This window comes from Psychrosphaera sp. (genome assembly GCF_982872775.1).
In genome coordinates this window covers 18,716-34,631 of record NZ_CEYNSH010000032.1, presented here as the reverse complement: position 1 = coordinate 34,631, position 15,916 = coordinate 18,716, and the positions used below count along the sequence as shown (strand labels likewise).

Sequence of the window (15,916 nt, the reverse complement as noted above, 5' to 3'; positions counted from 1 at the left end):
AATAGTTATGAATGCACAAATGAAAAAATTTGCTACTGCAACAGAATTAAACACAGTTTTTGCCGATGAAATAGCAGCCAAGTTATCTCAAGGTATTGCTGAAAATGGTGCAGCGTCACTGTTAGTGTCTGGTGGCAACACCCCGAAAGCACTATTTGCTGTTTTAAAGCATAAGGACATCGACTGGTCAAAAGTGACGATCGCTTTAGTCGATGATCGTTGGGTCAATTTAGATGACAGCGCGTCCAATGAAACCATGGTCCGTCAAAATTTAATCCAAGAAAAAGCAGCCGCTGCAAGATTTATTGGTATGAAGACCCAACACGAGAATGCGTTTGATGCGGTGTCAGAAGTGACGACAAACTTGAGCAACATTAGAACACCGTTTGATGTTGTTATCTTGGGAATGGGTGAAGACGGGCATACGGCTTCAATATTCCCTTGTTGTGATCAACTAGAAGAAGGTCTAACAACAGATGCGTTAATTCTCGCTACCGAACCTAAAACTGCGCCTCATCAACGAATGACCTTCAGTAAAAAGGCGTTATTAAATTCAAAGCAGCTTTATCTTCACTTAGTTGGTGAGAGTAAAGAAGCTGTTTTGGAACAAGTATCAAATTCTAAAGATGAACGTCTAGCACCTATTAATGCTTTTTTAAATCAAACAGACGTTCCAATGACCATTATGTTAGCGACGGCAAAGTAGCCCGCTAGGAGTATTTATGAACCCGGTTATCCAAAAAGTTACGGACCGTATTATCGAGCGTAGTAAAGCGACTCGTAAGGCCTACTTAGAAAAAATTGAACGTGCAAGACTGCACGGCCCTCACCGTGGGGTTTTGTCTTGTGGTAACTTAGCTCATGGTTTTGCTGCCTGTAAGCCAGAACAAAAGAAAGACTTAACAGCGCTGACCAAAGCTAACATCGGTATGATCTCTTCATACAATGATATGTTATCTGCCCACCAACCATATGAAGTCTACCCGGACAAAATCCGCGCAGCGGTTGAAAAGGTTGGTTCTGTTGCTCAATTTGCTGGCGGCGTACCGGCAATGTGTGACGGTGTAACACAAGGTCAGCCTGGCATGGACTTGAGCTTAATGAGCCGTGACGTTATTGCGATGAGTGCAGCTATTGGCCTCTCACACAATATGTTTGACGGTGCCGTTATGATGGGTATCTGTGACAAAATTGTCCCAGGCTTAGTAATGTCTGCATTATCTTTTGGTCACTTACCATTTGTATTCATTCCTGCCGGCCCAATGGAGTCGGGTATTCCAAACAAAGAAAAAGCACGTGTTAGGCAGTTATACGCTGAAGGCAAAGTCGGTCGTGACGAGCTATTAGAGTCTGAGTCTAAGTCTTACCACTCTGCCGGTACTTGTACTTTTTACGGTACAGCAAATTCAAACCAATTGGTTGTTGAAATCATGGGTCTTCATTTACCAGGTGCGTCATTTGTTAATCCTGGTACAGAGTTACGTGAAGCATTAACTGAAGCTGCAGCAATTCAAGCTACACGTATTACAGACTTAGGCACTGATTACACGCCAATCGGCCATATCGTCGATGAAAAATCGGTTGTTAATGGCATCGTTGGTCTTCTTGCTACTGGTGGTTCAACCAACCACACAATGCATTTAGTGGCGATGGCGAGAGCGGCAGGTATCATTGTGAATTGGGATGACATGGATGCGTTATCGTCTGTTACGCCACTTCTTACTAAGATTTATCCAAATGGCCAAGCAGATATCAACCACTTCCAAGCAGCAGGTGGTATGGCACTACTTATTAAAGAGTTATTACGCGGTGGTTTCATCCACAATGACGTGAAAACAATTTGCGGTGAAGGCCTAGAAAAATACACCAAAGAGCCTGCACTTCGTGATGGCAAACTTGTATGGGTAGATAGCCCTGAGCAATCTGGTGATCCAGAAGTACTAAGCACCATTGAAAAGCCATTCAAGCCAGATGGCGGTTTGTCTGTCTTAGAAGGTAATCTTGGTCGTGCTGTTATTAAAACGTCTGCGTTAAGAGACCCACGAGCGGTCGTTAAAGCGCCAGCTGTTGTATTTGAAAGCCAACATGATTTAGACGGGGCGTTTAAAGCTGGTGACCTAAACAAGGACTGTGTTGTTGTTGTTCGCTACCAAGGTCCTCGAGCGATTGGTATGCCAGAGCTTCACAAACTAACTCCACCTTTAGGTGTATTACAAGATAAAGGCTATAAAGTCGCGCTTGTAACGGACGGTCGTATGTCAGGTGCATCAGGTAAAGTACCTGCTGCAATTCACCTGTATCCAGAAGCATTAGACGGTGGTCTTATCGCTAAAGTACAAGACGGTGACATCATCGAAGTTGACTCACAAAACAACCTGATCAAACTACACGTTTCTGATGAAGAGTTAGCGAAACGTACTGTTGTACCTAAGGACTTGTCTGAAGAGCGTGAAGGAATGGGCCGTGAAATGTTTAACGGTTTCCGCCAAGTATTAACAACACCTGAAGAAGGTGCTAGCTGTATTTTCCACGAGGCGTAGTTGACCATGTCTTTACAAGCTTTAGTTGCCGATATCGGCGGTACAAATATTCGACTAGCGATTGCTGATTTAGCTACGCTAGAAATCGATCGAGTACAAACCTATCGTTGTGCTGATTTTGACAATATCGATGGTGCGATTACACAATATTTGTCGTTTCTAGATTTTGACGTTCACTTTGCCTGTCTCGACGTTGCTTGTCCTGTGACGGGCGATAAGGTTGATTTAACGAACAACCATTGGTGCTTTTCTCAAAAGGCATTGGCTAAGCAATTCGGTTTTGAAAAGTTAATTGTGATCAATGACTTTACCGCTATCGCGATGGCGGTACCTCAACTTTCTCCAGAAGCAAAAGAACAAATTGGTGGTACAGAGCCACAAGCTAATAAACCTATTGCTATTTACGGCGCGGGTACTGGTTTAGGTGTAGCCCACCTTGTCAACGTTGCGAATAAATGGGTGCCGTTAGGCGGTGAGGGTGGTCATGTCGACTTCACTCCAACTGACGATGAGCAAATTGCAATCCTTAAGGAACTCAAGAAAAAGTACCCAACGGTGTCGGCAGAACAGTTATTGTCTGGTTTGGGTTTAGTCCAAATCTACCAATCTCTTTGTGCGATTAATAACGTTGAGGCGCAGAACTATCAGCCAGCAGACATTAGTAATCACGCGATTGATCAAACTGATCCAATTGCAGAAAAAACACTAGCCGTTTTTTGCAGAATACTAGGTACGTTTGGCGGTAACCTCGCGTTAACACTTGCGACGTTTGGTGGTGTTTATATTGCTGGCGGAATCGTGCCGAGGTTTATCGATTATTTAAAGCAAAGTGATTTTAGAGAACAATTTGAAGCAAAAGGCCGTTTTCGTCCGTTTGTCTCTGGCATACCAGTTTATGTCGTCACAGAACCACAACCAGGTTTAATTGGTTGTGCAGCGTATTTAAAACAAGAACTGTAACAAAACAGTTAAAGAATTAAGGAAATAGTATGGCAGAGCGTAATTGGTTGATTGACTCGTCTGAAGTATTCGCCGCTGGACCGGTAGTCCCTGTTTTGGTTATAGAAGATGTGGAAGACGCAGTTCCTATCGCAAAGGCATTGATTGCTGGCGGTATTAAAGTATTAGAAGTAACACTTCGTACTCCTGCAGCGATTGATGTAATTAGAGAGATTGCTACAAATGTACCAGAGGCGTTAATTGGCGCGGGTACAGTAACTAATGCACAACAGTTAAAACAAGTGACCGAAGCCGGCGCCAAATTTGCGATTAGTCCTGGTCTAACAGCAGACTTATTGGATGCAGCGAACGCTGGAGGCATAGCCCTTATTCCAGGAATTTCATCCATTTCGGAATTAATGGTTGGCTTAGACAAAGGTTACACGCACTTTAAGTTCTTCCCAGCGGAAGCGTCTGGCGGTGTTCCAACTTTAAAATCCATCGGCGGACCATTCCCTGATGTGAAATTTTGTCCGACAGGTGGGATCAATCCAGGTAATTATCAAGATTACTTAGCCCTAAACAACGTAATGTGTTGTGGAGGCTCTTGGTTGTGTCCTGATGCGCTTGTAAAAGAGAAAAAGTGGGATGAAATCACAAAGTTAGCGCAAGCAGCAGTGCAAGGATAACTTTACTTAAATCCTAGAAATCAAAGCTCAGCAGTTATGCTGGGCTTTTTTTTATTTATTAACGCTTCTAACGACTAAATGCGCTGAATATGTTGGCTGAGAGTAAAGTCTTGCTTAGCTGGAATCGTAAGGGCATTAGTATTAGCCATTTCAACACATAACATTTCTTTGAATCCTTCGTCATCAAAATCAGCCATTGATTTAGCTTTATCTTGCCAAGGATTCCAAACAACAACAGAGTCGTAGTGATTTCCTGAAATCAAATACTGGCAATTAGGTGTTTTAATAACGACTTTTGACTGGTTGGTTTTATAAATACAGTCTACTTCTTCTGCTATCACAAGCTCATTTTCGTTGAGCAACTCTTTGCCGGTTAGTTGATTAATGTATGTGACACCTTCTAAGCCTTTTACTTTCGTTTTGTGAATATCACTTACATTGAAATATGTGTGGATCGCTTGGCTTATGGAAATTGTTTTATCTGTTAGGTTCTCGGTATGCAAATTTATCTTAATGTCATCCCCAAGGATGTACTCAACCACGAGTGATAGGTGCTTTAAATCTATCTCAGCGTCTTCTAAATTGCAGTTCAAACGAATAGTAAGCTCGGACTCGTTGCCTTCACAGCTTAACAAGTTCCAAGGTAAAACCCTTGCATAACCGTGTTGAGGCAGCTTAGGGTTGGGTGATGGACCAAACCAAGGCCAACAAAGTGGGACGCCGCCTCTAATTGCTCTGTCCCCCTTTAATGAAGCAGATTTGGACAGCCATAACCAATCCGATTGAGATTGAGTGTCTTTAAATGACAAAAGTTGGCCACCGTGCTGAGTAATCTTGGCCTCAAATTTAGGGTGATTAATATTGTACATGACTTGGCCGTCGACCATTTCGGTTTTAAAGTACTTTTGTCTCATGTGTATTCGTATTCCCTGGCTAAATGATAATTTGGCTGTTGTTTTTATTATATAAATTTGCGAATTGTAAACGAAAAAAAGGGCGAACCTATGTTCACCCTTTACTATAGACCAGAATGTCTAAAATATTATTACGACTGCATTAATAAAACAGCGTTATCTAACATACGGTTAGAGAATCCCCATTCATTGTCATACCAGCTCATTACTTTTACTAAGCGACCAGTAACACGAGTTTCAGTTGCGTCAAAGTTAGACGAATAAGCGTTGTGATTGAAGTCGATAGAAACTAACGGCTCGTCATTGACTGCTAATACTTCAGCAAGAGGGCCGCCTTTAGCGACTGCTTTACGGATCACGTCATTCACTTCTTCAACAGAAGTGTCACGTTTGGCGATGAAAGTTAAGTCAACTAGAGATACGTTAATAGTAGGTACACGAACGGCCAAGCCATCAACTTTACCGGCTAGTTCTGGAACAACTAAACCTACGGCAGCGGCAGCGCCAGTTTTAGTTGGAATCATAGACATTGCCGCGGCACGCGCACGACGTAAGTCAGTGTGATAAACATCACTCAAACGTTGGTCGTTTGTGTAAGCGTGGATAGTGTTCATTAAACCAGATTCGATACCGATTTCATCGTTTAATACTTTCGCCATAGGGGCAAGACAGTTTGTCGTACATGAAGCGTTAGAGATAACGGTCATATCCGGCGTGATTTCATCGTGGTTTACACCGTAAACAACAGTTGCATCAACGTTTTTACCTGGTGCAGAAATGATTACTTTTTTGGCACCAGCTTCGAGGTGGGCGCTTGCTGCTTCTTTAGTTGCAAAGATACCGGTACATTCGAACACGATGTCGATGTTTTTCTCTGCCCAAGGCAAGTCAGCAGGGTTGCGCTCTGACGTTACTGCAATTTCGTCACCATTCACAGTGATAGAGTTTTCTGTATGTTCAACCGTTGCATTAAAACGACCGTGAGCCGTGTCGTATTTAAGAAGGTGAGCATTGATACTCGCATCACCAAGGTCATTAATTGCAACAATTTTTAAATCGTATTGCTTTTCTGATTCATACAAAGCTCTAAGAATATTACGGCCGATGCGGCCAAAACCGTTAATTGCAACGCGAATAGTCATATCTAATCCTGTTATGTTGAATGGATATTTCAAAAGTGTAATAAAATTACATTTATTTTACTTTGAAGTAAAGAAGTTTAGTGTGACAATTCGGTTTTATGCTAATTATTATAAGTTTTGCAAACGTATGTAGTAGTCAAACGAAAGCAAACGCCTTTATAGTTAGCGGCCATAAATTCTGATTAAGTATCGAATATTAGCCCTTATTTTCCCAGCATAGGAATAATCATGAACGAATCGCTAATAGAACAATTAGTTCAAGCCCGTGGAATCGAGTCTCAGTACACGGATGCTTGGGGTAACCAAGCCATTATAGACCAGGCCTCAAAAGAAAAGATCCTGGCGGCGATGGGCTATCCAGTAAACGATGAAGCAGCATTAATAGAGAAAGTTAACGAAGAAGTAAAAGCGTCATGGTTAACTGTCATTGAACCAGCAACAGTCGTCCGTGTTGGCCAACCAGCGCCTTTTTTCATAAAGCTCCCAATCGATTTCGTAAACGATGAGCTTACGCTTGTCGCAAAGCAAAATGATAAAGTTGTATTAAAAAGTGTCATAACACCAATCGAGCATGAATTAGTTGCCAGTTCAGAAGTTAATGACATTGAGATTCAGCAGTATGCCATCGATGTAAACTTTGATTTAGACATGGGCTATTACGACTTAGCTTTATTAGAAGAAGGTCAAGAAGAGCCTTTAGGTGAAGGTCGTTTAATCGTAGCACCTAAGTCGTGTTTTAAGCAAAAGCCAATCGAAGAGGGCAAAAAGCTATGGGGCCCTAGTGTTCAGCTTTACTGTGTTCGTAGTAAATCTAACTGGGGTGTGGGCGACTTTAGTGATTTGGCAAACTTAATCGAAAAGGTAGCAGATCGAGGTGCAGACTTCGTTGGTCTGAATCCAATCCACGCTTTGTACCCAAACAATGGCGACGCTTGTAGTCCTTATAGCCCAAGTTCTCGCCGTTGGTTAAACGTTATTTATATTGATGTCGAAGCGGTTAGCGGTTTTGGTCAAGATAAAGCAACTCAAGAGTTAGTAAATAGCCCAGAATTCCAAGCACAATTAGCGGCTGCTCGTGAAGCTTCTCACATCGACTATGGCTCTGTGATGGATATGAAGCTTAGAGCTTTAAAGCCTCTTTATACTTACTTTAAAGAAAACGAAATAGCTAAAGACAGCCCTTCTGCAAAAGCGTTTGCAGCGTTTAAAGAAGAGGGCGGTGAAAGCTTAACTCAATTGGCGACATTTGATGCTATTCAAGACAAGTTTAAATCAGAAGGTCGTTATATTGGTGATAACTGGGGATGGCCAGTGTGGCCTGACGAGTTTAAAGACTATGACTCACCTGCGGTCGCCAAGTTTGCAAAAGAAAACGAAGACCTAGTCGACTTTTATGCGTATCTACAGTTTGTTGCGCAAATGCAGCTTGAAACAGCCAATGCCGTTAGTCAAGAAAAAGGCATGGCAATGGGCACGTACCGTGACTTAGCGGTAGGTGTAAGCGAAGGCAGTACAGAAATTTGGGCGAACAAAGATCTATACTGTACCGACGCCTCAGTAGGTGCTCCACCAGATGTTTTAGGCCCACTTGGTCAAAACTGGGGATTGCCACCAATGGATCCTGTTAAACTGTACGAGCAGTCTTACCAGCCAATTATTGATTTGTTCCGCTCGAACATGAAAGCGTGTGGCGCATTACGTATCGACCATGTAATGGCATTGTTACGTTTGTGGTGGGTACCAAAAGGCGAATCAGCTAAGGCAGGTACATACGTTTATTACCCTGTAGATGATTTACTTGCGATTTTGGCTTTAGAAAGTCATTTAAATGAATGTGCAATCATCGGTGAAGACTTAGGTACAGTTCCAGATGATATCGTCGGCAAACTTCAAGAAAACGGCATACACTCATACAAAGTATTTTTCTTTGAGCAAGCAGAGGATGGTGGCTTTTATTCGCCAATGCACTACAAAGAGCAAGCAATGGCAACGTTAACCACGCACGACATGCCTACACTAATCGGTTACTGGCATTGTAAAGACTTGGAGTTAGGTAAAGAGATTGGCTTGTATCAAGGTGATGAGCTGATGCAAACCCTCTATGATGACCGTGTTAAAGCTAAACAATCTATTTTAGATAGTTTGCATGGCCACAACAGTATTCCTGATAATATAGGCCGCGATGCGAATTATGTCGGCATGACTCAGGAGCTAAATTTTGGCATGCAAATACATATGGCCAAAGGCAGCTCAGCACTGTTAAGTCTTCAGATTGAAGATTGGTTGCAAATGGACATGCCGGTTAATATTCCTGGTACAAGCGAAGAATACCCGAATTGGCGTAGAAAGCTCTCCGTTGATTTAGAGGATATATTTGCTAAGCCAGAAGTGAATCAGTTAACTCACGATTTAACGAAAGCTCGTCAAAATGCGTAACTAATTTAACAGCACCTTAGGGTGCTGTTTTGTTTATCAGACTAGGTGATTTAAAGGAATCGAGAATGCCTACCCAAAACAAACCATCAAAAGCGCCACAGTCAAATGGCCAGTCAACAAATCAAAATTCACAATATTTTGCGCTTGCTAATCAATTAAACGAAGCGACTTTGACCGTTCCGTTTGATGAGCTTGGTTTGTTTAAAAGCGATACGAGTAAAGGGTATGTGTTAAAAACTTGGCAACCCAATGCAATAAAAGTGGAAGTGTTAGAGGCCAAACGAAATAGGGTGCTCGCTGAGTTAGAACAAATGACTGAGTCCGGTTTGTTTGTTGGGGTTTTTGCACACCGTAAAAAAGCGTTCAATTACCGCTTAAAGGTTTATACATCGAATCATACTCAAGCTAAAGGCGCTAACGGCGTTCACGACTATATTATTGTCGATCCTTATCAATTTAAAGAAGAAGCTTTTTACGCGGTTCATCATCTTAACAGTCAACCGCAAAATGTGTATCAACAGTTAGGCGCTCAAACCGTTGAGGTGGAGTTTGGTACGGCAACAAAATCAACGGGGGCCAGAAGCAAATTAGCCGCTGTTCGATTTGCAGTCTATGCACCGAATGCCATGAGTTGTTCTCTTATTGGTGACTTTAACCAGTGGGATGGTCGTCGCTTGCCCATGCAAAAAACACAGTGCGGCCATTTTGTGATTGTTGTACCAGGCCTTCAAGTTGGCGACAAATACAAATACGAATTAAAGGATGCGCAGGGTCAGGTTCTGCCACATAAGGCCGATCCAGTCGGTTTTTATCATGAGCAATATCCGTCTTTTGCTTCAGTTATTTATGACCATGAACAGTACCAATGGCAAGACGAGGCGTACCTTAACAAAAAGAAGCAAAACGTTTCTGATGTAGTCAATGGCGGGCGCGAGCCTATGAGTGTCTACGAAGTCCATTTAGGTTCCTGGCGGATGGTGGAAGAGGATCATAAAGAGCCAAAACCATTGAGTTATGATGAGTTGATTGAACAGCTCATTCCTTATGTAACAGAAATGGGCTACACCCATATTGAAGTGCTGCCTGTTTCTGAACATCCATTTACTGGCTCATGGGGATATCAACCAACGGGTATGTTTGCCCCAACATCACGATTTGGTGATCCTGATGGCTTTAAACGTTTTGTTGATGCCTGCCATCAGGCAGATATCGGAGTTATCGTAGACTGGGTTCCTGCTCATTTTCCAGAAGATGCCCATGGCTTAGCAAAATTTGATGGCACTCACTTATATGACTACGAAGATCCTAAAAAAGGCTGGCATCCAGATTGGAATTCCTGCATTTATGACTTTGGTCGTGACACGGTAAGGCAGTTTTTGGTCGCCAGTGCGTTAGTTTGGTTTGATAAGTTTCACGTCGATGGCATAAGAGTCGATGCCGTCGCGTCTATGTTGTACTTAGATTACTCAAGGAATGACGGAGAATGGATCCCAAATGTCGATGGTGGTAATCATAATTACGAAGCCATTAGCCTTTTAAAATGGATGAATGAAGAAGTCCATTCGCAATTCCCTTATGGATTAACTATTGCTGAAGAGTCCACCTCATTTCCGGGGGTTAGCAGACCAACATTTAAAGGCGGCTTGGGCTTTGATTACAAATGGAACATGGGTTGGATGCACGATAGCTTGGTGTACATTAGTAAAGACCCTATGTATCGAAAATACCATCACAACGACATCACCTTTTCGATGGTTTATAACTATGACGAAAATTTTGTATTGCCAATTTCTCATGACGAAGTGGTTCATGGCAAAGGGTCAATGCTTCGTAAAATGCCAGGCGATGAATGGCAACAAGCTGCGAACCAACGAGCATTTGCTGGGTTTATGTATGCGCATCCAGGCAAGAAACTTAATTTTATGGGCAATGAATTTGGTCAATGGGAAGAATGGAATCACAACACTGGATTAAGCTGGTCGGCTCTGGAACCGACGGATTCTGGTGAGCCTTCAAAACACCACGGTATTCAAAAAACGTATCAAGCGTTAAATCAAGCGTACGTTTCTAATCCAGCGCTACACCAACTCGACTTTGACCGTGCAGGGTTCGAATGGATAGAACACAACGACTCAGACCAGAGTGTATTGTCTTTCTTGCGCAGAGACCAACAAGGTAATGAGGTTGTTGTGCTGATTAACTTCACGCCGATTCCTAGAGAGCAATATCGTTTAGGTGTTCCAAACCTAGCCAAATATAGTGTATTGATAAATACTGACGACACTCAATTTGGTGGCAGCAACTACCTTAAACAAAAGAGCTTTGGGTCTGAGCCCATGTCTTGGCAAGGGCAATCAAACAGTTTGGTACTAGACTTACCACCATTAGCTGCGATTTATTTGGTAAAAGAATGAAACAACAGCCTGAATTAGTATCAGAAGGCGATTTACATCCGCTAGGCGTAAAGTTTGAAAATGGGCAACTGAATGTGGCGGTATACGCGCCAGATGCTCAAGCACTCTTTATACAGTTCTTTTTACCAAATACTGAAGAGTTTGTTGCGCGAGTAGCGATTGAGCACCGAACCGGAAAAGTATTTCACGCTAAGATTAATCATGTTTCTCCAGACTGGGTTTACGCGTTACAAGCGGTTCAAAAAGACCCGTTAAAGGGCGCGGTGATTAATGACAAATTATTAATGGATCCTTACGCCAAAGCGTTTAACCGAAGTGTTATTTGGAATGAAAGCCAATATAAAGACAACAGCCCATTTTGGTTGCCCAAAGCCCACGTATCATTTAGAGAGTTTGATTGGGAAGGCGTGAAAAAGCCTAAAGTTCCGAATGCCGAAACTATTTTATATGAGACACATGTTAAGGGTTTTACTCAGCAATTAACCCAAATTCCCAGTGAACTCAGAGGTAAATATTTAGGGCTAGTAGAACCCGCCGCAATTCATCATATGAAATCTCTTGGGATCACTAGTGTTCAACTTATGCCTGTGTTTAGTTACATGGCCGAACCACGCATACAAGAACTCGGGCTAACCAATTATTGGGGCTACAACCCAGCCAATTTCTTTGCTCCAGACAGCCGCTATGCTAACGATGATCCGGTCAACGAATTTAAAACCATGGTCAAAGAGCTCCACAAAGCAGGAATAGAGGTCATTCTAGATGTGGTTTTCAACCATACTGCAGAGGGCGGTAAACATGGCCCAGTTCTAAGTTTTAAAGGTTTGTGTGAAGGCGAGTTTTACTTAAGAGACGATGACGAATACAGTTTTGAGTATGCTAATTACACAGGTTGTGGCAATACGGTTAACCCCGACAGTGACTTTGGCTATCAAATTATTCTCGACTCATTGCGTTATTGGCTAGAGGAGATGCAGGTAGACGGATTTCGTTTTGATTTGGCCGCTACACTTGGCCGTAATGGAGCTAGATTTAATCGTCGTGCCTCGTTATTCAGAGCAATGGCGCAAGATCCGATTATAAGCCACGCCAAGTTGATTGCAGAGCCGTGGGACATTGGACCGGAAGGCTACCAACTAGGCAACTTCCCACATCAGTGGCTCGAATGTAACGATAGGTACCGAGACAGCCTACGACGTTTTTGGCGTGGGGATAGAGGGCTAGTACCTGAGGTGGCTACGCGTGTTTTAGGCTCTAGAGATGTCTTTAAAAAAGGCAAGCGCAGTCAAGTGTCATCAGTAAACTATATTGCATACCACGATGGTTTTACGTTAAACGACTTAGTCAGTTATGAAGAGCGTCATAATCAAAATAACTTAGAAGATAATCGCGATGGACACGGGGCTAACTATTCCTGTAACTATGGTGAGGAAGGTCCGAGTTCAAATTTATCCGTCATCCAGCTTCGTGAAAAACAAAAGCGCAATTTTTTAGCTACGTTATTCCTCTCACAAGGCATTCCACATTTATTAGCGGGAGACGAGGTAGGACGCACCCAAAACGGTAATAATAACGCCTACTGTCAAGACAATGAGGTAAGTTGGCTAAATTGGCAATGGGATCAAAATCAAACTAATCTTAAGAGCTTCGTACAGCATGTAATCCGAATTAGAAAGGCACATCCAGTACTACAACACTGCGTATTAGCCGACGATAATTATGAATATCATGCTCAACACCACCATGTCGCTTGGATAAGACCAGATGGTGTCGAAAAGCAGGTCGATGATTGGCAAGACCCGGATAATCAATGTTTGGGGTTAATAGTCGCAGATGATGATAAAGATTATAAATTGATGTTTGTGTTAAACGCCTCTTGTGATGTTAAACAATACAAACTGCCAGAAGCGAAAGTAAAAACAAGGTTGTTGGACACATCGTTATTAGAAAACTTTGAAGAGGTCACACTTGATGTTTCTGATTATGAGCAATGCGGTCAAAGTCTAAGTCTTTGGAAGTTAGACGGATAACATGACAGAAACGTCAGGGCATTTATTTGATTCTTATAGTATAAAGTTGCCGGTGAGTTCTGTATAATCCGGCAAATTTTCAAAAACACGCACTCTAAAACAAAGAGAAGTTATATGACAGACAAGACTACGTTGTGTGATATTGGGTTTATTGGCTTGGGCGTTATGGGTAAAAACTTAGCCCTTAATCTAGCGGATAATGGATACAAAATTGCAGCTTTTGACCTAGATACTGAAAAGGTAGAAGCCGCCATCGAGCAAGATACGCTCGAACGCAAAGACGGCCCTCAACGAATTTTCCCTTGTACTTCTTATACCGAACTTCTCTCTAAACTTTCTTCTCCTCACTTAATTATCTTATCTGTTCCTGCCGGCGCTCCTGTCGATGACGTATGTCACAAGCTAATTGATGCAGGTATTCAAGCTGACGACATCATTGTGGATACTGGTAACAGCCTTTGGACAGATACGGTTGAGCGTGAAGCACAATACGAAGGCAAGTTCTTATTCTTCTCAACGGCTGTGTCTGGTGGTGAAGTAGGGGCTCGTTTTGGTGCGTCGTTAATGCCAAGTGGTGACAGATATGCATGGACTCGTATCGAACCAATGTTTAAGGCAATCGCAGCGAAAGTTGATCCAGATACCGGCAAGCCGATCGAACGACATGAACCAGGTAACCCAGTATTAGAAGGCGAACCATGCGCTACCTACATTGGTGAAACAGGTTCTGGCCACTACGTTAAAATGGTTCACAACGGCATCGAATATGCAGATATGCAGTTGATTTGTGAGGCATACAATATCCTGCGTACGGCATTGGGTCTGACACCAAAAGAAATTGCGGCTATTTTTAGAGAGTGGAATGAAGGTGCGTTAAACAGTTACCTAATAGAAATTAGTGCCGAAGTACTCGAGCATGAAGATCCAGAAACCAATCAGCCACTCGTAGATATCATTTTGGATAAAGCAGGCCAGAAAGGTACAGGACTGTGGACTGCTGTAAGTAGTCTACAAGTTGGTGCACCTTCGCCAACGATAACATCAGCGGTTTATGCTCGAGCATTGTCGACTCAAAAAGAAAATCGTATCGCTGCATCTAAGATATTAGCGGGCCCAGAATTAGACGATCTAGGTTTGTCTAAAGAAGAAGTCATTGAACAACTTCACGACGCGTTATATTGCTCAAAAATCTGTGCTTATGCGCAAGGTTTCCAATTAATGAGCATGGCTGCAAAAGAACACGGTTGGGTATTAGACTTTGCAGGTATAGCTAAAATTTGGCGTGCTGGTTGTATTATTAGAGCTGTTTTCTTACAGTCAATTGCTGATGCTTACGAGCGAGATGAAGACTTAGCGAATCTACTAATTGATCCATTCTTTGCTGGTCAAATCGCCAAATATCAAAATAACTGGCGTCGTACGATCGCTAACTCGTCTTTGATGGGAGTTCCGGTAGGAGCATTCTCTTCTGCATTAGCGTATTACGATTCATACCGAAGTGCGACTTTGCCTGCTAATTTACTTCAAGGTCAGCGAGACTTCTTTGGTGCTCATACTTTTGCTCGTGTTGATAAGAGCGATGGCAAAATGTATCACGTTGAGTGGAGTAAACCTGGACGACCTATTACTAAAGTAAAATAGAGTTAGTACTGTGAGTCCAAGTAAATGAGTCAAAGTATAAAAAAAGAGAGCCGATGCTCTCTTTTTTGGTTTTGTACTAACTGCTAACTGCTAACTGCTAACTGTATACTTAATGAAACTAGTGATCTCTCAGTTGGCCAACTTACAGACTCGCAATCACATAAGTTAACTAACCTGAACGATCTGCTTACCAAAGACATGTCCATCCAATTGCTTATTCAATGCTTCAGATACCGCGTCAGCATTAAACTCAACAGGAATCACTTTTGGTATCGTAATGTCTTTAGAGGCAATACAATTCATCATTTTATTACCCACAAACGCCATTTTAAGTTGAGCACACATATCTTTGGCTAACCAAGCACCACCCAAGGAAATAGAGTTTATTTGAGGGGCTTTTCTGAAGAGTAGGCCGGGATCAATAGGATCATATTCCACAAGAGTTGAAATCGCACCGGTAAACTTCAACATTTCTACGGCACGTGCTGTTACTTCGCCACCTATAGTATCTAACACGGCATCAACACCACGCTCCATAGTGATGGCTCTTACTTGTTCAATAAGATCGGTATCGCGATAATTAAGAACGTGTTCAGCTCCTAAACCACGTAAATAGGTAAACTTATCTGGGCTTGCCGTTGCGATAACGCGATATCCCAAAAATTTTGCCATTTGAATCGCGAATTGGCCAACAGCTGTACTACCGCCCTCAACAAGGAGCGTTTGATCTTCCGTTAAGCTGAGTCTTTCTATGCTCAAGTAAGCGGTTAAACCTGCACACGGGATGGTTGCTGCAGTATCTGCATCAACATTCTCTGGTACATCAATCAGTGCGTGACTAGGCACGACAATATACTCAGATAAAACCCCTTGTTCTAAAATACTAGAGTGCAACATGACGCGTTTGCCAATGGCCGGTTGAGCTCCTGTATCACAATCAACAACCGTTCCAACTGCATCGAGTCCAATGACATGAGGATATTGCCACTGTTCAAAACCAGACTTTACCAGTTTTGCATCCACTGGGTTTAGTCCCACGCGCTCCACTTTTATCAAATGTTGACCTTCTTGACGTACAGGCACGTCAAGCGTCAAAGTTTTAAGGGACAGTGCGTCGTTAGGTTCGCTAACGACGATGGCTTTCATTGAGTTTAGCAGGGTCAAAACACTC

At 42.6% G+C, this 15,916-nt stretch carries 11 protein-coding genes; 8 read left to right on the top strand and 3 right to left on the bottom strand.

Annotated features, from left to right (window positions below):
• The 4 genes from pgl to AC4E96_RS10225 form a co-directional block, all read left to right on the top strand.
• Nucleotides 1-706, top strand: a 706-nt coding sequence (pgl, locus tag AC4E96_RS10240) for a 6-phosphogluconolactonase (RefSeq protein WP_490255749.1), incomplete at its 5' end; no start/stop codon positions are given.
• 16 nt (nt 707-722) lie between these two features.
• Nucleotides 723-2,540, top strand: a complete 1,818-nt coding sequence (gene edd / locus AC4E96_RS10235) for a phosphogluconate dehydratase (protein ID WP_488033336.1) — start codon at nt 723-725, stop codon at nt 2,538-2,540.
• 6 nt (nt 2,541-2,546) lie between these two features.
• Nucleotides 2,547-3,500: a glucokinase gene (locus AC4E96_RS10230; protein WP_490255748.1), complete on the top strand. Its 954-nt coding sequence runs from the start codon at nt 2,547-2,549 to the stop codon at nt 3,498-3,500.
• A 29-nt stretch (nt 3,501-3,529) separates the two neighbouring features.
• Nucleotides 3,530-4,168 carry a bifunctional 4-hydroxy-2-oxoglutarate aldolase/2-dehydro-3-deoxy-phosphogluconate aldolase gene (locus AC4E96_RS10225; protein WP_488033338.1) on the top strand — a complete coding sequence of 213 codons (639 nt, stop codon included), beginning with the start codon at nt 3,530-3,532 and terminating at the stop codon, nt 4,166-4,168.
• A 74-nt stretch (nt 4,169-4,242) separates the two neighbouring features.
• Here AC4E96_RS10225 and AC4E96_RS10220 read toward each other — a convergent pair whose 3' ends face one another.
• Both AC4E96_RS10220 and gap read right to left on the bottom strand, forming a co-directional pair.
• The gene (locus AC4E96_RS10220; protein WP_490255747.1) at nt 4,243-5,082 is read right to left on the bottom strand and encodes a D-hexose-6-phosphate mutarotase; all 840 of its coding nucleotides are present in this window, start codon (nt 5,080-5,082) and stop codon (nt 4,243-4,245) included.
• A 131-nt stretch (nt 5,083-5,213) separates the two neighbouring features.
• Complete coding sequence (gene gap / locus AC4E96_RS10215; RefSeq protein ID WP_490255746.1) at nt 5,214-6,224, bottom strand: type I glyceraldehyde-3-phosphate dehydrogenase; 1,011 nt, start codon at nt 6,222-6,224, stop codon at nt 5,214-5,216.
• Between the two features lie 228 nt (nt 6,225-6,452).
• Between gap and malQ the strand changes: the two genes are divergently transcribed.
• The 4 genes from malQ (at nt 6,453) to gndA (ending at nt 14,745) form a co-directional block, all read left to right on the top strand.
• Nucleotides 6,453-8,660 carry a 4-alpha-glucanotransferase gene (gene malQ / locus AC4E96_RS10210; RefSeq protein WP_490255745.1) on the top strand — a complete coding sequence of 736 codons (2,208 nt, stop codon included), beginning with the start codon at nt 6,453-6,455 and terminating at the stop codon, nt 8,658-8,660.
• Between the two features lie 65 nt (nt 8,661-8,725).
• Nucleotides 8,726-11,074, top strand: coding sequence for a 1,4-alpha-glucan branching protein GlgB (gene glgB, locus AC4E96_RS10205; RefSeq protein WP_490255744.1), 2,349 nt, complete (start codon nt 8,726-8,728; stop codon nt 11,072-11,074).
• Nucleotides 11,071-13,104 carry a glycogen debranching protein GlgX gene (glgX, locus tag AC4E96_RS10200; protein ID WP_490255743.1) on the top strand — a complete coding sequence of 678 codons (2,034 nt, stop codon included), beginning with the start codon at nt 11,071-11,073 and terminating at the stop codon, nt 13,102-13,104. Before glgB ends, glgX begins: the two co-directional genes overlap by 4 nt.
• Nucleotides 13,105-13,218: 114 nt before the next feature.
• The gene (gene gndA / locus AC4E96_RS10195) at nt 13,219-14,745 is read left to right on the top strand and encodes an NADP-dependent phosphogluconate dehydrogenase (protein ID WP_488033344.1); all 1,527 of its coding nucleotides are present in this window, start codon (nt 13,219-13,221) and stop codon (nt 14,743-14,745) included.
• A gap of 165 nt (nt 14,746-14,910) precedes the next feature.
• Here gndA and AC4E96_RS10190 read toward each other — a convergent pair whose 3' ends face one another.
• Entirely contained in the window at nt 14,911-15,909 is a 999-nt protein-coding gene (locus AC4E96_RS10190) for a zinc-binding dehydrogenase (RefSeq protein WP_490255742.1), read from the bottom strand.
• Nucleotides 15,910-15,916: the final 7 nt, after the last annotated feature.